Origin of the sequence: Pseudonocardia lacus (assembly GCF_018531445.1) — a bacterium.
Taxonomy (GTDB): domain Bacteria; phylum Actinomycetota; class Actinomycetes; order Mycobacteriales; family Pseudonocardiaceae; genus Pseudonocardia; species Pseudonocardia lacus.
Genome location: NZ_JAHDTH010000152.1, coordinates 1 through 20,596 on the forward strand (window position 1 = coordinate 1; position 20,596 = coordinate 20,596).

A 20,596-nucleotide genomic window follows, 5' to 3' on the forward strand; every position below is an offset into this window, starting at 1 on the left:
GGGCTACACCGTCACCGTCAAGCCTGCTGCCTGACACCTCCAGCTCGCCCGTTCCCGGCCCGGCACCAGCCCTTTGCCCAGCCGGTGCTCCCGCCTGCCCGTCCCCGACCTAATTTTCGGATCAGAGCCAGCGGTGTCCTCACAACCCGCCGGCGCGCTGCGACGTCAACGCCGACGCTGCGAGGACGCGCGAGGTCGGGGCGTCGGAGTCAGGGGAGTCCGGGGGGTCGGGGGAGTCAGGGGAGCCAGGGGACGACGCCGGCCAGCAGGGCGTAGCCGACGAACGCCACGATGTCGATCAGGGCGTGCGCGCCGACCAGCGCCCACAGCCGGTTCGTCCGCTGCCACACCCGGCCGAACACCAGCCCCATCACCACGTTCCCGACGAACCCGCCCAGCCCCTGGTAGAGGTGGTAGGCCCCGCGCAGCAGGGCCTGGGCCAGCAGGGCCCGGTTCGGCGACCAGCCCAGCTGCTGCAGCCGGGTCAGCAGGTAGCCGACCATCACCAGCTCCTCGGCCCAGCTGTTCGCCGCGGCCGAGAGCAGCAGCACGGGCGTCCGCCACCACGTGTCGTCGAGCACGGACGGCTGCACCGTGACGCTCACGCCGATCGCCTGCGCGACCAGGTACAGGCCCAGCCCGGGCACCCCGATCAGCGCGGCCAGCCCGGCGGCGCCCGCGGCGTCGCGGCCGGGTCGGGTGCGGTCCAGGCCGACGGCGCGCAGCGCGATCCCGCCGCGCACCAGCAGGTAGGCGCCCAGCGCGCCCCAGCCGACCAGTTGCAGCACCCGGACCAGCTGGACGGCCAGGTCGACGAGGTCGGCCTGAGCGGCGGGGGCGTTGAGCGCCACCGTCTGCTCGTTCAGCGGCACCGGCGCGAGCAGCGCGTCGAGCAGGCTGAGCGCGCTGCGCAGGGCGGACAGGCCCAGCGTGACCGTGAGCACCACCATGACCTCGGTGGCGACCAGCCGGCGGGTGCGCGGGTCGGTGATCACGGGCGTGTCCGGGGCGGGCGGCACCAGCCAGCTCCGGAGGGTCGTGGCGGTGGACCGGGACACGGTCGCCGACGGTACCGGGCGCGTATCGTGGGCTCGTGCGGCAGCTGATCCTCTCCCCACGGTGGATCTTCTGGCACGTGCTCACCCTCGGCGCGATGATCACCTGCGGGTTGCTCGCGGCCTGGCAGTGGGACCGTGCCGGATCGGCGATGGGCTCGGCGCTCAACGTCGGCTACGGGCTGCAGTGGCCGGTCTTCGCGCTGTTCTTCGGCTACATGTGGTTCCGGTTCCTGCGCATGGCCGCGGCCGACCTGGCCCGCGAGCGCGAGCAGGGGGCCGCCGCCGACGGTGTGGTCGAGCCGGCGCCGGCCGAGCCGCCGCCCGCTCCCGCCGAGCCGTCCCCGTTCGGCCCGCGCCCCGCCTCGTACCGGGTCGACCCGGTCACCGACGAGGAGAGCCCGGCGCTCGCCGAGTACAACCGGATGCTGGCCGCGCTCGCCGCGCGCGACGCCGCCGGCTGATCCCCGCTCCCACGAAAGGCCCGCCCGTGTCCGTCGAGACCGCACTGCGCAACTACCGCGTCGCGGCGTGGGTCACCGGCATCGGGCTGATCGCGCTCGTGTTCGTGGCCATGCCGCTGAAGTACTTCTTCGACATCCCGGGCCCCGTCGCGGTCGTCGGGGTCGCGCACGGCTTCCTGTACATGGTCTACATCGTGTGCACGCTGCTGCTGGCCGAGCGGGGCCGGTGGAAGCCGCTGGACGCGCTGGTCATCCTGCTCGCCGGCACGGTCCCGATCGCCTCGTTCGTCGCCGAGCGCCGGGTCACCGCCCGGGTGCGCGAGGGCCTGTCGCCGATCAGCGCGCGCTAGACGGCCGGTCGCTCCGCGTCCGGCGCGGTGAGCCCGATCAGCTGCCGCAGCTGCACCCACAGCTCCGACAGCGACGTCGGGGCGGTCTCCCACGGGAGCCGGACGTCGTGGTCGCGGTACGGGGTCTCGACGCGCAGCCGCAGGCCGAGCCGGTCGAGCCCGAGTGGGCGCACCGTCGCGTCGGCCCGCTCGCGCAGCGCGGCGGGCAGGTGCCGGGCGAGTGCGACCAGCGTCTCGGGGTGGCACTTCTCCATGTGCGCGAGCAGGCCGCGCTCACCGCGGCAGAAGGGGTCGGCCCGGGCGGCGGCCAGCTCGACGGGGGCCAGCGCGGCGCTGCCCTCGGCGTCGGAGAGCACGACGAAGTCGGGGTCGAGCCGCACCAGGGTGGCCCCGTGGCCGAGCCGGAGCAGGTCGTGGTGCGGGTTCGCGTCGGCGACCTGCAGGGCGAACCGGCGCGCGGTCCCCGGCTCGGGCAGCCACAGCCGGCCGGTCACCCAGAGCAGCCCCCTGACCGGCTGGCGCAGGTCGACCGGGGCGGTGTCGGTGAGCTCCAGCATCGCCGTGTAGCTGCCCGCGCCCCGCCGGATGCGCTCGACGACGGGCTCGTCGTCGGCGAACAGCAGGATCGCCGAGCCGTCGGCCCGGACCTGGTGCACGAGCGGGGCCACGGCCGCCTCACCCGTCGCGACCAGCGATGCTGTGCCGCCGCGAGCGGCGATGCTGCGCGCGCGCTCGGGGTCGGTGGGGGCGGACGGGCGTCGCAGTCGGCTGCGTCCCAACGCGGTCACCTCCGTATTAGGTAAGGCTAAGTTATAGTCCGGTACGTGGCGTGTCCAGCGGGCCGTTGTCAGGCCACGTTCGGCAACCGGTTAGCGTCATCGACCGTGATGACGGAGGCAGGAGCGGACGCCTGGGCAATCCCTCCCCTGTTCTCCCGGCTGGTGGACGACACGAGCCTGCTGTCGTCCCGGGCCGGCGCACCCGGTGTGGACGCGGTGGTGGCCCGCCACCTGGAGGCGAGGGACGGGCGGCACGGCGAGCTGGTCGGCCACCTGGCCTGCCCGGTGTCCCGGCTCCCCGCACTGGTCACCGAGCTGGCGCGGGCCGCGCCCGCCCGCCCGGTCGACCTGTCGCTGGTGGTCGACACCGGGCTCGGCGCGGTGCCGAAGGCGCTGTCGACCGTGTTCTCCCGCACGGCGCTGCTGGCCCCGCGCACCATCGAGACGGCGGCCCCGCCGGACGTGGACGCGGTCTGGCTGGAGCGGGTCTCGGAGTTCGTGCCCGAGGACGTCGTGGCGGTCGTGGAGCCGCGCCGCCCGCTCGGCGACGACGAGGGGCTCACCAGGGCCTGGCTGGACGCCGTGCGCCGGGTCGCCGAGCACGGCTGCGCGCCGAAGCTGCGCTGCGGCGGGCCGCGGCCCTCGGACGTGCCGAGCGTGGCGCAGGTCGAGCAGTTCGTGCGGATCGCGGCCGCGTCCGGCCGAGGGTTCACCACCCTGGGTCTGCGCCAGCTGGTGCGCACGACCGACCCGCACCGCCACGGCATCCTCAACCTGCTGGTCGCGGTGGCCAGGGCGCTCGGCGACGGCGACGTCGCCGCCGCGCTGGAGAGCACCGACACCGCGGCGCTGACCGCGGAGCTGGGCGGGCTCTCGCCGGAGGCGGTCGGCGGGGTCCGCGGGCGGCTGTCGCGCTGCGGGGCCGACCCGGGCCCGCTGCCGGCCGACGAGCTGGCCGGGCTGGGGCTGCTGGCCTGACCGGCTCGCGGAGCGGCCAGCCGACCACCAGGTCGCGCCGGCTCGCCACGAGGCGCTCCGTGGCGGCGCTGTCGACCCCGACGGCGGCGCGGCGGCGTCCACCTCAGCCGTCGATCAGGTCGACCTGCGCGGCCAGCACCCCGGTGATCGCCACGACGTCGTCGGGCGCCGTCAACCCGTCGACCTCGACGGTGGCCACGAAGCCGGCGCGGGAGACGAAGCAGCGCTGGGTGTAGCGCGAGGCGCCCTCCAGGGTGAGGTCGGAGGCGTAGCAGGTGGCGTCCGGGATCACCGGCACCGCGAACTGGCCGCGACCGCGCTCGGCGGCCTCCAGCGCGACGAGCCGCGCCTTCACGGCCTCGGCCTGCGCCGGGCCCGCGAACGCGTCGAGCACGACGCGGTAGCTGACGTCGCGGTCCACGACGCGCAGCACCGAGCTGCGCCGGTACGAGCCCGTGTAGCCGTTCGCGGTGAGCAGCGCGCGGTCGGCGACCGGGTCGGCCACCGTGTGCAGGGTCGTGGCCAGGTCGTACGGCCCGCCGCCGATCGCGCTGTCGCCGGGCACCGGTGCGGTGAGCGACCCCAGGCCCAGCGGGTCGGCGGGCAGCGCGGCCACTTCGGTCCGCGGGGTCGGGCGGAACGTGGCGAGCAGGCGGGCGTGGATCTCGGCCAGTCGGGTCGCCTCGTGGAGCGCGACGGCACTCGCGGCCTGGTGGGCGACGAGGCTCACCACCCGCCCCACCGGCATCCAGACCTGCACGTACTGCTCGTCGTCGACGTCGGAGAGCTGGGCTCTGGCGCCGTTGAGGACCGTGGTCTGCTGCTCGCCCGACTGCAGCGACGCCGCGGCGAGCTCTGTCGCGGTGGCCCGGGCCGCCGCGGGGTCGGCCATCTCCAGCGACAGCACGACCGTGGCGACGAACGGGCCACGCGTCGCGCACGATCGCCACCCCGCGACGTAGCCGTACTTCTGCAGGATGGGCGTCACGGTGCCGACCGGGAAGTTGCCGCTCCGCTCCACGATCCCCGGTTCGGCGAGATCGCCGATCGGTGAGCAGGAGCCGCTCTCGGAGCCGGGGAGGACCTCCCGCACCACCGGCGTCACCGGGGCGAGGCGCAGCGACTCCAGCAGCCGGCCGGTGAAGTCCGCCGGCGGCGGGACCACCCCCGGCGCCGGCTCGCCCGGCGCCACGGGCACCGCGACGACGTCCACCGGCATCGCCCGGCCGGGCACCGGCGCCGCGCACGCGGCCAGCGCCACGAGACCGATCGCCATCGCCGTGCCCCAGCGCGCGCCGCGCCGGACGCATCCCCACCTGACCATCGTCCCGTCCCCCCGAACGGTCGAATCGGCCCCGGTCAGCCCCTGATCAGGTCGCGCTGCTCGGGCAGCAGCTCGTCCATCTTGGCCGTGTCGTCGGCCGCGTCCAGCCCGCCCACGTCGACGCTGGCCAGGTACCCGCCGAAGCCGACGTAGCAGCGCTGGTAGAACGACGGCGTCCCGGCGTACCCGCCGTCGAAGACGAAGCACGGCGCGTCCGGGATGGACGGCAGCTCGAACGGCGTCCCCCCGAACGCCTCCTCCTCCAGCCGCGCGAACCCGTCGTAGACGACGTTGGTCTGCGCCGAGCCGGGGAACTTGTAGAGCGACACCGAGTAGCTGTTCTCCTCGTCGCCCGATGTCACGTAGTACATCGACTCGAACCCGTTGTCCGCCAGCAGGTCGCGCTCGGCCTTGGCGTCGATCGCGAGCCGCAGGTAGGCCTCCAGCTCGTAGGGGCCGGTGCCCTTCTGGATCTCGCCGGGCAGCTTGACGATCCGCGGGATCAGCCCGGCCGGGTCGATCGGCAGGTTCGGCAGCTCGGCCTGCGGGGTCGGGGTGAACGCCTCCAGCAGGCGGGTGTGCTCGGTGATCAGCCGGGTCGCGCCGTCGAGGGCCTGCCCGGAGGGCGCCGTGTGGTAGACGTAGGCCAGCATCCGGCCCACCGGCGCCCAGATCTCCACCGTGTCGTTGGTCGCGTCGCTGCTGGTCTGCACCGGGTAGCCGTCGAGCACGGTGCTGGTGCGCTCGTCGAAGTCCTGGCCGGCCTTGGCCAGCTCGTCGGCCGCGGCCCGCGCCGACGCCGGGTCGGACAGCTCCACCGACAGCGCCAGCGTGCCCCGGTCGTCCACGTCCTGCTGGCACTCGCCCCACCCGGAGGCGAACCCGTACTTGTCCAGGATCGGCTTGGCCGTGCCCTCGGTGAAGTACAGCCCCTCGATCGCCTCGGTGCTGAAGAAGGCGCCCTCGGGGAAGCAGTACTCCGTGCGGTCGGGGAAGATCGCCGGGATGATCGGGGTGGCCGCGGCGATCCGGTGCGCCTCCAGGCTCCGCCCGTCCTCGGGCGCCTGGATGATGTCCTCGGGGTCCGGCGGGGCGGGGGCGGCGTTCAGCGGCGGCTCGCCGTCGCGCGGGAGCGCGGCCGTGGCCCGGCCCGGCACGGTCGTGCTGCAGGCCGCGATCGAGAGCAGGACCAACACCCCGAGCACGGCCCCGACCACCTGACGTAACCGACTGGACACCCCCACCATGCGAGGCAGGTTACGGCGACCACCGGATCGGGTGATGCGCACTTCTACGCAGAGGCGCTATCGGGCCCGTGACCGTCGGCGAACGGGGGCGGCCGGCTCCGCGCGGCCCAACGCATAGGGTCGGGGCGTGTCCCGCATCGCGTTCCTCGGGCCGCACGCCACGTTCACCGAACAGGCGCTGCGGTCGCTCCCGGAGGCCTCCGGCGCCGAGATGGTCCCCCTGGCCGGAAGCCTGGCCGTGCTGGCCGCGGTCCGCGACGGCGACGTCGACGCCGGGTGCGTGCCGATCGAGAACTCGGTGGAGGGCGCGGTGCCCGCCGTGCTCGACGGCCTCGTGGAGGACCCGCCGCTGGTCATCCTGCGGGAGGCGGTGCTGGCGGTGCGCTTCGCCCTGCTGGTGCGGCCGGGGCGAACGGTCGACGACGTGCGGTCGGTGGCGTCGCACCCGCACGGCATCGCGCAGACCCGCGGCTGGATCGCCGAGCACCTCCCCGGCGCGGAGGTGCTGACCACGACGTCCACGGCGGAGGCCGCGGCGCAGGTCGCGCGGGGCGAGTTCGACGCCGCGATCGCCGCCCCGCTGGCGGGGGAGACGCACGGCCTCACCGCGCTCCACGACGACGTCGCCGACAACCGCGGCGCGATCACCCGGTTCGCCCTGGTCGGCCGGCCCACCCGGCCCCCGGCCGTGACCGGGCGCGACCGGACGACGCTGGCCGCCACCACCCAGAACCGCCCGGGCGCGCTGCTCGGCCTGCTGACCGAGCTGACCATGCGCGGCATCGACCTCACCCGCATCGAGTCGCGGCCGCTGAAGGACCGCCACGCCGAGTACTGGTTCCACCTCGACTGCACCGGCCACGTCAGCGAGCCGGCGATGGGCGAGGCGCTGGCCGCGCTGCACCGCCGCTGCGACAAGGTCCGCTACCTGGGCTCCTATCCCCGGGCCGGCAACGGAGCCACCGACGCCGCGGACCCGGCCCCGGCCCCCTTCGGCGACCCCGACGCCGACGGCTTCCGCGCCGCCGAGGAGTGGCTGGCCGGGCTGCGCGCGGGGACCCGGGCATGAGCCCATCATCGGCACGCCGCCTCGGGCCCCGCGAGGCCGGGCGATGAGCGGGCAGCGCCTGGTCCTGGTCCGCCACGGCCAGACCGCCGCCAACGTGGCCCACGCCCTGGACACCCGCCCGCCCGGCGCGCCGCTCACCGACCTGGGGCACGCCCAGGCCGCCGCGCTGGCCGAGCGGCTGAAGGTCGACCCGGTCGTCGGCGACCGCATCGTCGCCGTGCACGCCTCCACGGCCACCCGCGCCCAGCAGACCGCCGCCCCCGTCGCCGCCGCCCTCGGCCTGGACGTCCAGGTCGTCGACGGCGCCCACGAGATCTTCGTCGGCGACCTGGAGAACCGCTCCGACCTCGAAGCCCGGGAGCGGTTCGAGCAGGTCTACGCGGCCTGGGAGCGCGGCGACCTCGACGCCCGCCCACCCGGCGGCGAGTCCGCCAAGGAGCTGCGCGCCCGGTTCGCCGCGGCCGTCGACGAGATCACCTCGTCGGCCACCGGCACGGTCGTGCTGGTCAGCCACGGCGCCGCGATCCGACTCGGCGCGGCCGCCCTGATCGGGGACACCGCGGAAGCGGCGTACCTGGGGAACACGGGGGTCGTGGTGCTGGCGGCGAACGGCAGCGGGTGGGAGTTGGTGCACTGGGATCCGGCGCCGCCGCGGCCCGGGGATGTCACCGCGGGTGGCGAGGCGGACTGACCTGGGTTCTGGGCCTCAGGCGGTTCTCGGGCCTCCGCGCCTCCGCGGCGGGCGACCTCTGACCAAGCAGGGGGGCGTCCTCGCATGGGCTGTGTGGTCTTCGCATGGGCTGTGTGGTCTTCGCAGGTGCCGTGGACCCTGCGACGACCAGGGGGACTCTGCGAAGACGCCCGACAGGCGTGCGCGGTCGCCCTCCCGGGCCGGGTTGATCATGTGACCCAGCCAGCGCTGCGACACCCACCGGGCGCTGCGAGGACGCCCCGCCCGCCCGAGCGGCCGTGAGGCTGGCCGCGGAGCGGCCATTCCACCCCGGAAGCCGCCGCCGCAGGCCCCTCAACAGCCCGGCGCAGGCGCCGCCGGAGGCCCCTCAAAGGAGGCCCTGGGGAACTACCCCCATCCGAGCTCGTGCAGCGTCTCCTCGTCGATCCCGAAGTGGTGCGCGATCTCGTGCACCACCGTCACCGTCACCTCGTGCACGACCTCGTCCTCGTCCTCGCAGACGTCGAGGATCGCTTCCCGGTAGATGCTGATCCGGTCGGGCAGCACCCCGCCGTAGGACGAGGTGCGTTCGGTGAGCGCGATGCCGTGGTAGAGCCCCAGCAGCTCGGGCTCCTCGTCGTTGCGGTCCTCGACGAGGACCACGACGTTGTCCATCTCGGCGGAGAGTTCGGCGGGGACGGCGTCGAGGGCGTCGGACACCAGCTCCTCGAACCGGCGTCGCGTCATCTGCACGACGCCAGTCTTCCATCCGGCCGAGCGGCCGCGGTCAGCCTTCGGGGATCTCCAGGGGCTGTTCGACGATCGGGACCTCGATGTCGCCGCCGGCGGGCGGGGCCTGGGTGGTGGGGACCTCGGTGGTCGGCGGGGCCTCGCCGTCGGCCGGGGGCTGTTCGCCGTCGGCGGGGGGCTGCTCGCCGTCGGGCTGGTCGCCGTCGGCGGGCGGGTTCTGGCCGTCGAGCGGGGGCTGCTCGGTGCCGTCCTGCCCGTCGGGCTCGTCCACCGGGGCGACCGGCGGGGCCGGGACGCCGGGGGCCGGGGTGTTGGCCGACGGCGCGGCGGGCTCCCCACCGACCACCACGGTGCCCTTGGCGGCGCCGGTGATGGGGGCGAAGCCGCTGCGGTCGGGCAGCAGCGCGGCCAGGTTGCAGTTGACCCGGCGGGTGCCGGCGTTCCAGGACTCCTCGGTGAGGTTGTCCCAGTAGACGGTCAGGCCCTTGGCGGCGATCGCGGCCGGGTCGCCCACGTACTCGCCCGCGATGCGGGCGCACTCGGGCTGCAGGAAGCCGTCCTGGTCGCCGACCTGCGGGAACGCGTCGGGGAACTGGCCGGACAGGTCGACGATGCCGACGGTCTCGACGGCGTGCCGGCCGGAGCAGGAGACCGGGTCGCCGATGGTCTTGCCGTCGATGGCCAGGCACGTGCCGGGCTCCTGGACGTTGGCCTGGTCGCCCTCCGAGGCCTTGCCGACCATCGGGTACAGCGCGCCCGAGCGCGACGCGCTCTGCAGGCCGCAGCGCAGGTCGCGGTTGCCCTGCTCCCACTTCGCCGCAGACGGCTTGAGCGCCCCGACCCGGTAGCGCCCGACCGGGTCGAACTTGCCGCCCAGGTAGTCGACGACGACCGGGGTGCAGCGCTCGTTGACGAGCTGGCGCATCTTCTGGTCGTCCGGCAGCACCACCTGGTCGGTCAGCGCCACGGACCCGGCCTGCTCGAACAGGTGCGACTGGGCGCAGTCGACGAGCGCGGTGTCCGCGGCGTCGGCCCGGGACCAGTTCAGGCAGGTACCCGGGGTGGCCGGCGGCGGCTCGACCTCGATGACCTCCGGCACGGCAGGCGCGGCCGGCAGGGCCGCGAAGGACCCCAGCACCGGCACGGTGCCCGCGCCCATCGTGTCCAGGCTGGCCACGCCGAGCATCGTCAGCGCGCCGACCAGCACGCCCAGCACCACGCGGCGGGCGGGGTGCTGGGTGCTGGACCCGCGCCGGGGCCGCGCGGGCGCCCGGCGATCGGCCTTGGGGAGCGGGGCCGGGGCGGCGTGGTCGCCGCCCAGCAGGCCCGCCGGCCGCCGGGGAGCGCGGTCGTCCGGGTACCGGGGGAACGCGGGCGGGATCTCGGGGAAGCCGGCCGGGGGAGCTTCGGCGTCGGCGAGACCTCGACGTGGCGCTGTGAGGGTTCGGTCCATGACGGCCGCAATCATGCCGTTACCGGCGAGTGCGCTCGTCCGACCCGCCACTACCGCTCGGCCATCGGTCGTCGCCGTGCTGCGAGCGTCAACGCGTGCGCGCCCGGTACGGTGCGCCCGCAAGTCGAATCGGTGAGCGGCGGAGTCGGTGGCGGCAGGGTCGCCGAGCGGCAGGGGGGATCGCGTGGCGGACAACGAGGAGGAGGAGCGGTCGACGTCCGGTCGCATGAGGTTCCAGGACGAGACCACTACTCCGCGTGAGCCTACCCTCGCCGAGCGGCGTGCCCGCGAGCAGGCCCGCAAGCGCGCTGAAGAGGCCGAACGCGCGGCCGAGGAGGATGCCTCCCGCAAGAAGCGGGTGCGCAGACGGGTGTTCGTCGGCACCGGTGTCACGGTCGGTGTGGTCGCGGTGATCGCGATCGGGTACGCGCTGGCCGCGCCGGACGACGAGATCGAGGCCCAGTGCGTCGACGAGGAGACGGGCGTCGTCGTCGACGACGCCAACTGCGTGACGCCCGCGGCCAACCCGACCTACCACGGCGGCGGGGGCGGGTACTTCATCTACGTCGGCGACGGCGGCCGGCAGTACCGCTACAACTACGGCGGCAGCGGCGCCTTCGGCTCTCGGGTCAGCGGGGGCACCGCTCTCCCGCCGAAGGACGGCGTGACCGTGCGCACCTCGTCCGGACGGGTGCTGTCGGGTGGGTCGAGTTCGACGTCGTCCCGGCCGTCGAGCACCGGCGGGACCTCGGCGGGCTCCGGGTCCAGCTCCAGCGACAGCTCCGCCGGCAGCCCGAGCGTCTCCCGCGGCGGGCTCGGGGTCAACGGCACCGGTTCGAGCAGCGGCAGCTGATGGAACGGCACCGGGGGGAGCCGCGGCCCGACTGGCGGCGGACGGTCGGCGAGCAGGGCCTGGTCTACGGCACGCCGGGGCGCGGCGCGGGCGGCGCCGACCGCGACTACTGGGACGAGTCCGTGCACTACGTCTTCTCGATGGACGAGATCCTGTCGCTGGAGGCCGACGTCGAGGTGCTGCACTCGATGTGCCTGGAGGCCGTCGACCACGTCGTCACCGCCGAGCGGTTCCGCGACTTCGCGCTGCCCGAGTGGTCGTGGGAGGCCGTGGCGAAGTCGTGGCGGCGCAGCGACCCGCACGTCTACGGGCGCTTCGACCTGCGCTACGACGGCGGCGGCCCGGCCAAGCTGCTGGAGTACAACGCCGACACGCCCACCACGCTGCTGGAGGCCTCGGTCCTGCAGTGGAACTGGCTGCAGGACACCCACCCCGACGACGACCAGTGGAACTCGCTGCACGAGAAGCTCGTCGAGCGGTGGGGCGAGCTGAAGGCCCGCCTGCCCGGCGACGACATCCACTTCACCTGGTCGCGCGCCGACGCCAGCGGCGAGGACCACGTCACCGTCGGCTACCTCCAGGAGACCGCGGCCGAGGCCGGGCTCGACACGGTCGGGCTGGCCATCGAGGACATCGGCTGGGACTCCGCCCTCGACCGCTTCGTCGACCTCGAGGAAGCCCCCATCTCCACGGCGTTCAAGCTCTACCCCTGGGAGTGGGTGCTCACCGACGACTTCGGCAAGCACGTCGCCCGCGGGCTGCCCGAGACGCTGTGGGTCGAGCCGCTGTGGAAGACGCTGCTCAGCAACAAGGCGCTGCTCGCCGTGCTGTGGGAGCTCTACCCCGGCCACCCCAACCTGCTGCCGGCGTTCCTCGACCAGCCCGGTCTGCTCACCGAGTACGTCAAGAAGCCGCGGCTGGGCCGCGAAGGCGCGAACGTCTCGATCGTCGCGCCCGGGATGGAGCACCAGACCGGCGGCGTGTACGGCGAGGAGGGCTACGTCTACCAGCTCTTCGCCCCGCTGCCCGAGTTCGACGGGTTCCGCCCCGCGCTGGGTGCCTGGATCGTCGGCGACTCCGCGGCCGGGCTGGGCATCCGGGAGACCGTCGGGCTGGTCACCGACGACGGCGCAGCCTTCGTCCCGCACCTCATACGGGACTGACCGCTTCCCACCCCCGCAACCCCTGATCCGCCGGGCACCCCGCCCGGAGCTCCCTGGAGGCCGTCCGTGAACACCGCAATCCTCGCCCAGATCGACGGGACCTACTTCTCCCTGATCGGTCGCGGGATCGGCGCGATCCTGCTCTACGCCGTCGTCGGCGTGCTGCTGATGCTGCTCGGCTTCTGGGCCGTCGACATCACCACGCCCGGCAAGCTCAACCGGATGGTCCGCGAGGGCAGGCCCAACTCCGTCATCGTCACCGCCGCCGGCATGGTGAGCATGGCGTTCATCGTCGTCGTCGCCATCTACAGCTCGGCGGGCGCGCTGCTGGAGGGGCTGCTCGCGTCGCTGATCTTCGGGCTGGTCGGGATCATCGTGCAGGTCGCCGGGGTGCGGCTGCTGGAGTGGGTGACCGGCATCGACATCGGCGAGGTGCTCGCCGCCCCGGAGATCCGCCCGCAGGCCTACGTCGTCTCCGCCGCCCACCTCGCCCTCGGCCTCGTGGTCGCCGTCGCGATCCTCTGACGCCCCGACTGCATCGGGGTGGCCGGCGTTGACCCTCGACAAGGTCGAGACCCGAGGGTGAACGGCATGGAGGAGAGCTTGCGCGGGATCGGCGCGATGGCCAGGGAGTCCGGGCTGTCGGTCAGCGCGCTGCGGTTCTACGACGGCGCCGGGCTGCTCGTGCCGGCCGTCGTGGACCCGCGCTCCGGCTACCGGTACTACGACCCCGACCAGCTCGCCGCGGCCCGGCTCGTGGCCGGGCTGCGCCGGGTGGGGATGCCGCTGGCCGGGATCCGCGAGGTGCTGGCGCACCGCCACGACCCCGACGCGGTCGACGCGCTGCTGGCCGGGCACCTGCGCCGGTTGGAGCGGAGCCTGGCCGAGGCCCGCCGTGAGCTCTCCTCGATCCGTTCGCTGATCGAGGAGGCCCCCGTGCCCGACCTGCCCACCACCGCCCACGTCCGCGCGGCCGACCTGGCCGCCGCGCTGCGGGCCGTCCGGTTCGCCGCCGGCGCGGACCCCGACCTGCCCGCGCTGGGCGCCGTGCTGTTCGACGTCGGGGCGGACGCGGTCACGCTGGTCGCCACCGACCGGTTCCGGATGGCGGTGGCGCCGGCCGCCTGCACCGGGGTCGGCGGGCCGCCGGTCGCCGCGCTCGTGCCGACGGGGTTGGCCGACCGCATCGGCGAGCACGTGGCCGGGATGGGCGACGCGGAGGTCGTCGTGGCGGTGCGCGGGGCGGTGATCCGCGTCGGGCCGGTGGAGGGTGAGCTGCTGCCCGACGCCTACCCGGACTACCGCTCGCTGCTGTCCGACGACGGCCGCGCCGTCCCGATCGACGAGGGGACGCGGGCCGCGCTCACCGCCGCGCCCACCCGGACCATGACCCGCGAGCCCGACGGCGTCGACTTCGAGGTCGCCGAGCTCGGCCTCACCGACGACGGTCTGCTCACCGCGGACGGCGGCGGGATCGGGGTCAACCGGGAGTTCCTGCTGCAGGCGATCGACGCCGGTGGGCCCGGCCAGCTGGAGCTGCTGCTCGACGGCCCGCTGACGCCGCTGGTGGTGCGCTCGCCGCTGTCGGTCTCGCTGCTGATGCCGGTGCGGCTGTGACCGGGCCGGAGGCGGACCCGGTGATGGCCCGGATCCACGCGGCGCAGTTGCGTGCGGCGGCGGGTGAGCGGGCCGGCGCGGCCGCCGACCTGGCGGCGCTGTGGGAGGAGATCGGCGGCGAGGCGGGCGACCCGCTGCACGCCGTCTCGCTGGCCCACTTCGCCGCCGACCTGCAGGACGACCCGCTCGACGAGCTGGAGTGGGACCGCCGCGCCCTGCGCGTCGCCGATGGGCTCACCGACGAGCGCGCGCGGGAGTACCACTCGTCGCTGCAGGTGCGCGGTTTCTCCCCGTCACTGCACCTCAACCTGGCCGCCGACCACGTCAAGGTCGGCGACCCGGACGCGGCCCGCCACCACCTCGACGAGGCGGAGAAGGGCTTCGCCGACCTCCCGCCCGGCGAGTACGCCGACATGATCATCGGCGCCGTGGCCCGCCTCCGCTCCGAGCTGTGACCCCCGTCGAGAACGACGTTGTCGTGATCCACCGGGCTGGATGATCACGGCGACGTCGTTCTCGACGGGTGGCGGTACGTAGGGTGGAGCGCGTGCAGGCTCCGAAGCTCGTCGCCACCGACGTGGACGGCACGCTGCTGGGCCCGGACGACCACGTCCCGGCCAGGGCGGTCGCCGCGATCGAGCGGCTGGTCGCGGCCGGGGTCGGCTTCGTGCTGGTCACCGGTCGCCCGCCGCGCTGGATCCCGCCGGTGCTGGCCGAGGTGCCGGTCGCCAGGCTCGCCGTGTGCGCCAACGGCGGCGTCCTCTACGACGCCGTCGACGACCGCGTGCTGTGGACCCGCACCCTCGCCCCGGACGCCCTGGACGAGCTGGCCACGTCCGTCGCCGAGGTGCTGCCCGGGTCGGGGCTGGCGGTGGAGCGGGTCGGCGAGCGCGCCGTGGACGGGTTCGCGCCGTTCATCGCCGAGCCGGCCTACAAGCACGCCTGGCCCGACTCCGACAACGCCGTCACGCACCGCGACGAGCTGCTCAGCCTGCCGGCGGTGAAGATGCTGGTGCGCAGCCCCGGGCTGTCCAGCGACGCCATGGTGGCCGCGCTGACCCCGGTCGTCGGCCACCTCGCCGACCTCACGTTCTCCCACCCCCGCGGGCTGGTCGAGATGTCGCCGCCGGGCGTCACCAAGGCCACCGGGCTCGCCGAGGTGGCCGCCCGGGCCGGCGTCGAGGCCGCCGACGTCGTCGCGTTCGGCGACATGCCCAACGACCTGGAGATGCTGCGCTGGGTCGGGCACGGCGTGGCCATGGGCAACGCGCACCCGGCGCTGCGGGAGGTCGCCGACGAGATCACCGCGACCAACGGCGAGGACGGCCTGGCGCTGGTCCTGGAACGGTGGTTCTGACCGGGTGCCGCGTCCGCGGGGTGCACCACGCCCGGTCGGCGCGGAGCACCGCGCGTAGCATCGTCGCCGCACCGCGGGCGCACCCCGACTGCCCGCCACCCACCGCTACCGGCGCGGCGCATACGCCCGGCGCCTGCTCTGGAGGCCCCCACCGTGGGCGAGACCCTCGACCGCACCGGCCCGCACCGCCCGCGGACCGCCGTCCCGGAACCCGCGCCGGAGCCGGCGCCGGAAGCCATGACCGGCCCCGTGCCGGCGACCGAGCCCCTCGAGGTGGCCCCCACCCCGGCCGAGGTCCGCGTGCTGGAACGCGTGCAGGCCACCCTCGGCCACCCGCCGGTCGTCCGCGTCGCCACCGGCATGTCGCACTTCGGCGAGCACGCGCTGGGCTGGCTGGCGATCGGTGCCGCCGGCGCGCTGGTCGACCGCCGCCGTCGCCGCGAGTGGGTCGCGGCCACGGCGGGTGTCGCGCTCGCGCACGGTGCGTCGGTCGGGGTGAAGCGGGTGGTCCGCCGGCCCCGCCCCGACCACGAGCGCGTCCGGGTGCTGGTCGGCACGCCCAGCACGCTGAGCTTCCCCTCCGCCCACGCCACGTCGACGGCCGCGGCCGCCGTGCTGCTCGGCCCGCTGCTCGGCCGCCCCGGCCGGCTGGTGGCCGCCGCGGTGCCGCCGATGGCCCTGTCGCGCATGGTGCTGGGCGTGCACTACCCGACCGATGTCCTCGCCGGTACCGCCCTGGGCGCCGCGGTCGGCCTGCTCACCCGGCGCCTGCACGCCCGGAAGGGACGGCGATGACCAGCAGCACGGATTCCACCGCGCGCACGAACGGAGCGCCGGTGAACGGACCGGACCCGGAGGCCGGGTCGCAGGCCGAGGCGACGACCGAGGCCGAGTCGACGACCGAGGCCGAGGAGACGACGACGGCGGCGTCGACGCCGCAGCTGCCGGACGCGCCGGCCGCCGAGGAGGCCGTCGTCGAACCGACGACCGAGCCGGACCTGGCCGGGCCGACCGGCGACGAGTCGGCCGGCCCCGTCGACCCGCACCCGACCCGCACCCCCGGCCGGGTCGCGGCCGGTGTGCTGCGCACGATGCGTCCGCGCCAGTGGGTGAAGAACGTCCTGGTGCTGGCCGCCCCGTTCGCGGCGGGCGACATCTTCATGCCCGGCATCGCGCTCGACCTCCTCGTCGCGTTCGCCGCGTTCTCCATCGCGGCCTCGGGCATCTACCTGGTCAACGACGCCAACGACGTCGCCGCCGACCGCGCCCACCCGACCAAGCGCAACCGCCCCATCGCCGCCGGCATCGTCCCGGTGCCGCTGGCGCTGGGCGTGGCCGTGGTGCTGCTGCTCGGCGCCCTCGCGCTGAGCGCGGTGGCCAGCCTGCAGCTGCTGGCGGTGCTCGGCGTCTACGTCGCCGTGCAGCTGTCGTACTGCTTCTGGCTCAAGCACCAGCCGGTGCTCGACATCTGCATCGTCGCGTCCGGGTTCCTGCTGCGCGCCGTGGCCGGCGGCGCGGCCACCGGCATCCCGCTGTCGCAGTGGTTCCTGCTCTCGGCCGGTTTCGGCTCGCTGTTCATGGTGGCCGGCAAGCGCTACGCCGAGATGATGCTGGCCGAGCGCACCGGCGCGAAGATCCGCAAGTCGCTGGAGAGCTACTCGGCGTCGTACCTGAGGTTCGTCTGGGCGCTGTCGGCCACGGTGCTCATCACCACGTACTGCCTGTGGGCGTTCGCGATCGGTGAGCAGCAGCACAACATGGTGTACTCGGCCATCTCGATCGTCCCGTTCGTGGTGGCGGTGCTGCGCTACTCCGTCGACGTCGACGGCGGCAACGGCGGCGAGCCGGAGGAGATCGCCCTGGGCGACCGGGTGCTGCAGGTGCTGGCGTTCCTGTGGGTCGCCACTCTGACGGCAGCGGTCTACTTCTAGCCCGAACGGGTCGGAATCCGGGCGCGCTCCCGACGCCGCTACCCTCGGGCGTCGTGAGTGCGCCACAGAACGCCCCGGGACAGGGCGGCTACGCCGGCTACGACCTCGTCGTCGTGGGGTCCGGATTCTTCGGTCTGACCATCGCCGAGCGCGCTGCCGCCGAGCTCGGCAAGCGCGTGCTGGTGCTGGAGCGGCGCTCCCACATCGGGGGCAACGCCTACTCGGAGGCCGAGCCGGAGACCGGCATCGAGATCCACCGCTACGGCGCGCACCTGTTCCACACCTCGAACAAGCGCGTGTGGGACTACGTCAACCGGTTCACCGGGTTCACCGGCTACCAGCACCGCGTGTTCGCCCGCGTCGGCGACCAGGTCTACCCGATGCCGATGAACCTCGGCCTGATCAACAGCTTCTTCGGCAGGTCGCACACCCCCGACGAGGCGCGCGCGCTGATCGCGGAGCAGGCGGCCGAAGTCAGCGCGGGAACGGCGAAGAACCTCGAGGAGAAGGGGATCTCGCTGATCGGGCGCCCGCTCTACGAGGCGTTCATCAAGGGCTACACGGCCAAGCAGTGGCAGACCGACCCCACCGAACTGGACCCGTCGATCATCACGCGGCTCCCGGTGCGCTACACGTTCGACAACCGGTACTTCAACGACACCTACGAGGGCCTGCCCGTCGACGGGTACACCGCGTGGCTGGAGAAGATGGCCGACCACGAGAACATCGAGGTGCGGCTGGACGTCGACTACTTCGACGTCCGCGACGCCATCCCGGCCGGCACGCCGACCGTCTACACCGGGCCGCTGGACCGCTACTTCGGCAACTCCGAGGGCGAGCTGAGCTGGCGCACGCTGGACTTCGAGCAGGAGGTCCTGACCGGCACCGGCGACTTCCAGGGCACCTCGGTCATGAACTACAACGACGCGGACGTGCCCTACACCCGCATCCACGAGTTCCGGCACTTCCACCCCGAGCGCGACTACCCCAAGGACAAGACGGTGATCGTCCGGGAGTACTCGCGGTTCGCCGAGCCCGGTGACGAGCCGTACTACCCGATCGGCACCCCGGAGGACCGCGCCAAGCTCACCCGCTACCGGGAGCTGGCGCGCAAGGAGACCGCCAACAACAACGTGTTGTTCGGCGGCCGCCTGGGCACCTACAAGTACCTGGACATGCACATGGCGATCGGGTCGGCGCTGACCATGTTCGAGAACCGGCTCGCGCCGCACTTCGGCGAGGGCCGCGCGCTGTCCGGCACCGAGTCGAGCGAGGACTGAACTCCCCCTGATGACACAGACTGCTGAGCTGACCGTGCCGGTGAACGGGGACACCGACCCGATCGGCAACCTGCTGCAACGGGTGATCCTGCCGCGCGCGGGCGACCCGATGAGCGTGCGCTCGCTCTACATGGACGAGCGCACGGGCATCCGGCTGACCAGGACGGCGGGCGACCCGTACGGGGAGCCGGTCAAGCCGGTGCACCTGGAGGGTTCGGCGACCAGCGCGCGCAAGCTGCTGGCCACCTCGCGCACGTCCGCGACGATCGCCGCGCAGAGCGAGGTGTCGTTCGGGGCGTACTTCAACGCGTTCGCGGCCGGGTACTGGCGGCGCTGGTCGCGGCTCACCGAGGTGCGGCTGCGGCTGAACGTCGAGGGCACCGGCCGCGTCGACATCTACCGCACCAAGGCCGACGGCTCGCACATCTTCGTCCGCGGCGAGGTGCTGGGTGGAGGCCGCCGCGACGTCGAGTTCACCCTCGACCTGCGCCCCTTCGAGGACGGCGGCTGGTACTGGTTCGACCTCACCACCGACAGCGACGAACTCCTCCTGCACTCCGGCGGCTGGTTCGCCACCGAGGCGCCGACCGGGCGGGCCGCGGTCACCATCGGCATGCCGACGTTCAACCGGCCGGCCGACTGCGTCGCCACGCTCACCGCGATCGGCGAGCAGCCGCTGGTGCTGGCCACCGTCACCGCGGTCGTGATCTCCGACCAGGGCACGAAGAAGGTCCGCGACGAGCCCGGCTTCGCGGCCGCCGCGGCGGTGCTGGGCGACAAGCTGCGCATCATCGACCAGCCCAACCTGGGCGGGTCCGGCGGCTACGCCCGGGTCATGCACGAGGCGCTCTACGGCGCCGACGGCGAGGGCACCGGCTGCGAGCAGATCCTGTTCATGGACGACGACATCCTGCTGGAGCCCGACTCGGTGCTGCGGGCCGTGGCATTCTCCCGGTACTCGCGCGAGCCGATGCTGGTCGGCGGGCAGATGCTGTCGCTGCAGGTCCGCTCGCAGCTGTCCACCATGGGCGAGGTCGTCGACCGCAACGCCTTCCTGTGGCGCAACGCCCCGGGCACCGAGCCGCACCACGACCTGGCCGAGCGCCCGCTGCGCCAGACGCCATGGCTGCACCGGCGCACCGACGTCGACTACAACGCCTGGTGGATGTGCCTGATCCCGCGCGCGGTCGCCGAGGACCTGGGCATGCCGCTGCCGCTGTTCATCAAGTGGGACGACGCCGAGTACGGTCTGCGCGCCCGCTCCCGCGGCTACCGCACGGCCACCGTCCCCGGCATCGCGATCTGGCACATGTCGTTCATGGAGAAGGACGACACCAGCGACTGGCAGGCCTACTTCCACTACCGCAACCGGTTCGTGGCGGCCGCGCTGCACGGCCCGGACAGCGCCAAGGCCCTGCTGCGCGACACGGTCAAGCGCACCCTGCGCCACCTGATGCTGATGGAGTACTCGGCGGTCGCGCTGCAGGCCATGGCCCTGCGCGACTTCCTGGCCGGCCCGGACAAGCTGTTCGAGAACCTGCCGACCATCCTGGACGACATCCGCGCCACCCGCGCGCAGTACGACGACGGCCGCCCGCTGGACTCGGCCACCCAGGTCCCGCTGTCCGAGCTCGACGCGCTGGCCGCGCAGCTGTTCCCGGAGCCGCCGACCGGCAAGGTCGCCATCGCCAAGGGCCTGGCCCGCAGCGTGGTGCACAACCTGCGCGCACCCGACCCGGCCTTCCACGCGGTGCCCCAGCGCAACGTGCCGTCGCGGCAGGCGCAGTGGTTCGTGCTGTCCCGGCTCGACTCGGCCACCGTCTCCACGCCCGACGGCCGCGGCGTCACCTTCCGCCGCCGCGACCCGCAGCTGTTCCGCACCATGCTGGCCGGCTCGGTGCGCCAGCTGCGCGAGATCGGCCGGTCCTGGCCCGAGCTGCGCCGCCGCTACCGGGCGGCGCTGCCCGACCTGACCAGCCGGGAGTCGTGGGAGCGGAAGATCTTCTACAAGAGCTGACCCGAGCGGGCAAGGTGGTCCGGTGAGCTCCCACTGGACCACCTGGCACGCCAACTACGACGACCGCGACAGCCCGCTGTCGCAGCGCCTCGTCGAGGTGCGCCGGCAGATCGGGGCGGCGCTCGACCGGGCCGCGCCCGGCCCGGTCGGCCTGCTGTCGCTGTGTGCGGGCGACGGCCGCGACGTGCTGCCGGTGCTCGCCGAGCACCCGCGCGGCGGCGACGTGCGCGGGCGCCTGG

General features: G+C 74.1%; 22 protein-coding genes. 16 read left to right on the top strand and 6 right to left on the bottom strand.

The window, feature by feature from the left end; all coding sequences use genetic code 11:
* Positions 1–236 precede the first annotated feature (236 nt).
* Positions 237–1,058: a CPBP family intramembrane glutamic endopeptidase gene (locus tag KIK08_RS26975; RefSeq protein WP_308257922.1), complete on the bottom strand. Its 822-nt coding sequence runs from the start codon at positions 1,056–1,058 to the stop codon at positions 237–239.
* A gap of 35 nt (positions 1,059–1,093) precedes the next feature.
* On the opposite strand from KIK08_RS26975, the gene KIK08_RS26980 reads away from it, so the two are divergent.
* Together KIK08_RS26980 and KIK08_RS26985 are read left to right on the top strand one after the other, a co-directional pair.
* The gene (locus tag KIK08_RS26980) at positions 1,094–1,519 is read left to right on the top strand and encodes a hypothetical protein (protein WP_214406069.1); all 426 of its coding nucleotides are present in this window, start codon (positions 1,094–1,096) and stop codon (positions 1,517–1,519) included.
* 26 nt (positions 1,520–1,545) lie between these two features.
* Entirely contained in the window at positions 1,546–1,869 is a 324-nt protein-coding gene (locus KIK08_RS26985; RefSeq protein WP_214406070.1) for a DUF3817 domain-containing protein, read from the top strand.
* Here the strand turns inward: KIK08_RS26985 and KIK08_RS26990 are convergent.
* A complete protein-coding gene (locus KIK08_RS26990) occupies positions 1,866–2,648 on the bottom strand; it encodes a DUF2470 domain-containing protein (RefSeq protein WP_214406071.1) in 783 nt (260 codons plus the stop codon). The two genes, KIK08_RS26985 and KIK08_RS26990, sit on opposite strands and share 4 nt — an antisense overlap.
* A 108-nt stretch (positions 2,649–2,756) precedes the next feature.
* Here KIK08_RS26990 and KIK08_RS26995 point away from each other — a divergent pair, with 108 nt between their 5' ends.
* Positions 2,757–3,626: a hypothetical protein gene (locus tag KIK08_RS26995; RefSeq protein WP_214406072.1), complete on the top strand. Its 870-nt coding sequence runs from the start codon at positions 2,757–2,759 to the stop codon at positions 3,624–3,626.
* 103 nt (positions 3,627–3,729) lie between these two features.
* Here the strand turns inward: KIK08_RS26995 and KIK08_RS27000 are convergent, their stop codons facing one another.
* Both KIK08_RS27000 and KIK08_RS27005 read right to left on the bottom strand, forming a co-directional pair.
* Positions 3,730–4,950: a DUF7373 family lipoprotein gene (locus tag KIK08_RS27000; protein WP_214406073.1), complete on the bottom strand. Its 1,221-nt coding sequence runs from the start codon at positions 4,948–4,950 to the stop codon at positions 3,730–3,732.
* Between the two features lie 35 nt (positions 4,951–4,985).
* Positions 4,986–6,155 (bottom strand): DUF7373 family lipoprotein, encoded by a 1,170-nt coding sequence (locus KIK08_RS27005; protein ID WP_214406074.1) that lies wholly within the window; start codon positions 6,153–6,155, stop codon positions 4,986–4,988.
* A 169-nt stretch (positions 6,156–6,324) separates the two neighbouring features.
* Here KIK08_RS27005 and pheA point away from each other — a divergent pair, with 169 nt between their 5' ends.
* Both pheA and KIK08_RS27015 read left to right on the top strand, forming a co-directional pair.
* Positions 6,325–7,266, top strand: coding sequence for a prephenate dehydratase (pheA, locus tag KIK08_RS27010; protein WP_214406075.1), 942 nt, complete (start codon positions 6,325–6,327; stop codon positions 7,264–7,266).
* 43 nt (positions 7,267–7,309) lie between these two features.
* The gene (locus KIK08_RS27015; RefSeq protein ID WP_214406076.1) at positions 7,310–7,957 is read left to right on the top strand and encodes a histidine phosphatase family protein; all 648 of its coding nucleotides are present in this window, start codon (positions 7,310–7,312) and stop codon (positions 7,955–7,957) included.
* A 387-nt stretch (positions 7,958–8,344) separates the two neighbouring features.
* Here KIK08_RS27015 and KIK08_RS27020 read toward each other — a convergent pair whose 3' ends face one another.
* Both KIK08_RS27020 and KIK08_RS27025 read right to left on the bottom strand, forming a co-directional pair.
* Entirely contained in the window at positions 8,345–8,683 is a 339-nt protein-coding gene (locus tag KIK08_RS27020) for a metallopeptidase family protein (RefSeq protein ID WP_214406077.1), read from the bottom strand.
* A gap of 40 nt (positions 8,684–8,723) precedes the next feature.
* The gene (locus KIK08_RS27025) at positions 8,724–10,139 is read right to left on the bottom strand and encodes a septum formation family protein (RefSeq protein ID WP_214406078.1); all 1,416 of its coding nucleotides are present in this window, start codon (positions 10,137–10,139) and stop codon (positions 8,724–8,726) included.
* 226 nt (positions 10,140–10,365) lie between these two features.
* On the opposite strand from KIK08_RS27025, the gene KIK08_RS27030 reads away from it, so the two are divergent.
* The 11 genes from KIK08_RS27030 to KIK08_RS27080 form a co-directional block, all read left to right on the top strand.
* Positions 10,366–10,992, top strand: coding sequence for a hypothetical protein (locus tag KIK08_RS27030; RefSeq protein ID WP_214406079.1), 627 nt, complete (start codon positions 10,366–10,368; stop codon positions 10,990–10,992).
* Complete coding sequence (locus KIK08_RS27035; RefSeq protein WP_214406080.1) at positions 10,992–12,155, top strand: glutathionylspermidine synthase family protein; 1,164 nt, start codon at positions 10,992–10,994, stop codon at positions 12,153–12,155. Before KIK08_RS27030 ends, KIK08_RS27035 begins: the two co-directional genes overlap by 1 nt.
* 66 nt (positions 12,156–12,221) lie before the next feature.
* Entirely contained in the window at positions 12,222–12,680 is a 459-nt protein-coding gene (locus KIK08_RS27040) for a DUF350 domain-containing protein (RefSeq protein WP_308257924.1), read from the top strand.
* 66 nt (positions 12,681–12,746) lie between these two features.
* Positions 12,747–13,772 carry a DNA polymerase III subunit beta family protein gene (locus tag KIK08_RS27045; protein WP_214406081.1) on the top strand — a complete coding sequence of 342 codons (1,026 nt, stop codon included), beginning with the start codon at positions 12,747–12,749 and terminating at the stop codon, positions 13,770–13,772.
* Entirely contained in the window at positions 13,769–14,227 is a 459-nt protein-coding gene (locus tag KIK08_RS27050) for a hypothetical protein (RefSeq protein ID WP_214406082.1), read from the top strand. The genes KIK08_RS27045 and KIK08_RS27050 overlap by 4 nt, the downstream gene beginning before the upstream one ends.
* A 92-nt stretch (positions 14,228–14,319) precedes the next feature.
* Complete coding sequence (locus KIK08_RS27055; protein ID WP_214406083.1) at positions 14,320–15,129, top strand: HAD family hydrolase; 810 nt, start codon at positions 14,320–14,322, stop codon at positions 15,127–15,129.
* A gap of 237 nt (positions 15,130–15,366) precedes the next feature.
* A complete protein-coding gene (locus KIK08_RS27060) occupies positions 15,367–15,924 on the top strand; it encodes a phosphatase PAP2 family protein (RefSeq protein ID WP_214406090.1) in 558 nt (185 codons plus the stop codon).
* A gap of 41 nt (positions 15,925–15,965) precedes the next feature.
* Positions 15,966–17,060 (top strand): decaprenyl-phosphate phosphoribosyltransferase, encoded by a 1,095-nt coding sequence (locus KIK08_RS27065; RefSeq protein WP_408004731.1) that lies wholly within the window; start codon positions 15,966–15,968, stop codon positions 17,058–17,060.
* Between the two features lie 53 nt (positions 17,061–17,113).
* Entirely contained in the window at positions 17,114–18,340 is a 1,227-nt protein-coding gene (gene glf / locus KIK08_RS27070; protein ID WP_214406085.1) for a UDP-galactopyranose mutase, read from the top strand.
* Between the two features lie 10 nt (positions 18,341–18,350).
* Entirely contained in the window at positions 18,351–20,357 is a 2,007-nt protein-coding gene (locus KIK08_RS27075; RefSeq protein ID WP_214406086.1) for a glycosyltransferase, read from the top strand.
* A gap of 22 nt (positions 20,358–20,379) precedes the next feature.
* Positions 20,380–20,596: hypothetical protein (locus KIK08_RS27080; RefSeq protein ID WP_214406087.1), on the top strand; the 217-nt coding region annotated here is incomplete at its 3' end.

Excerpts from the sequence above, each read along its gene's own strand:
- KIK08_RS26995 (WP_214406072.1), top strand. The coding sequence starts at position 2,757 with ATGACGGAGGCAGGAGCGGACGCCTGGGCAATCCCTCCCCTGTTCTCC.
- KIK08_RS27000 (WP_214406073.1), bottom strand. The coding sequence starts at position 4,950 with ATGGTCAGGTGGGGATGCGTCCGGCGCGGCGCGCGCTGGGGCACGGCG.
- KIK08_RS27015 (WP_214406076.1), top strand. The coding sequence starts at position 7,310 with ATGAGCGGGCAGCGCCTGGTCCTGGTCCGCCACGGCCAGACCGCCGCC.
- KIK08_RS27020 (WP_214406077.1), bottom strand. The coding sequence starts at position 8,683 with ATGACGCGACGCCGGTTCGAGGAGCTGGTGTCCGACGCCCTCGACGCC.
- KIK08_RS27025 (WP_214406078.1), bottom strand. The coding sequence starts at position 10,139 with ATGGACCGAACCCTCACAGCGCCACGTCGAGGTCTCGCCGACGCCGAA.
- KIK08_RS27030 (WP_214406079.1), top strand. The coding sequence starts at position 10,366 with ATGAGGTTCCAGGACGAGACCACTACTCCGCGTGAGCCTACCCTCGCC.
- KIK08_RS27035 (WP_214406080.1), top strand. The coding sequence starts at position 10,992 with ATGGAACGGCACCGGGGGGAGCCGCGGCCCGACTGGCGGCGGACGGTC.
- KIK08_RS27045 (WP_214406081.1), top strand. The coding sequence starts at position 12,747 with ATGGAGGAGAGCTTGCGCGGGATCGGCGCGATGGCCAGGGAGTCCGGG.
- KIK08_RS27060 (WP_214406090.1), top strand. The coding sequence starts at position 15,367 with ATGACCGGCCCCGTGCCGGCGACCGAGCCCCTCGAGGTGGCCCCCACC.
- KIK08_RS27075 (WP_214406086.1), top strand. The coding sequence starts at position 18,351 with ATGACACAGACTGCTGAGCTGACCGTGCCGGTGAACGGGGACACCGAC.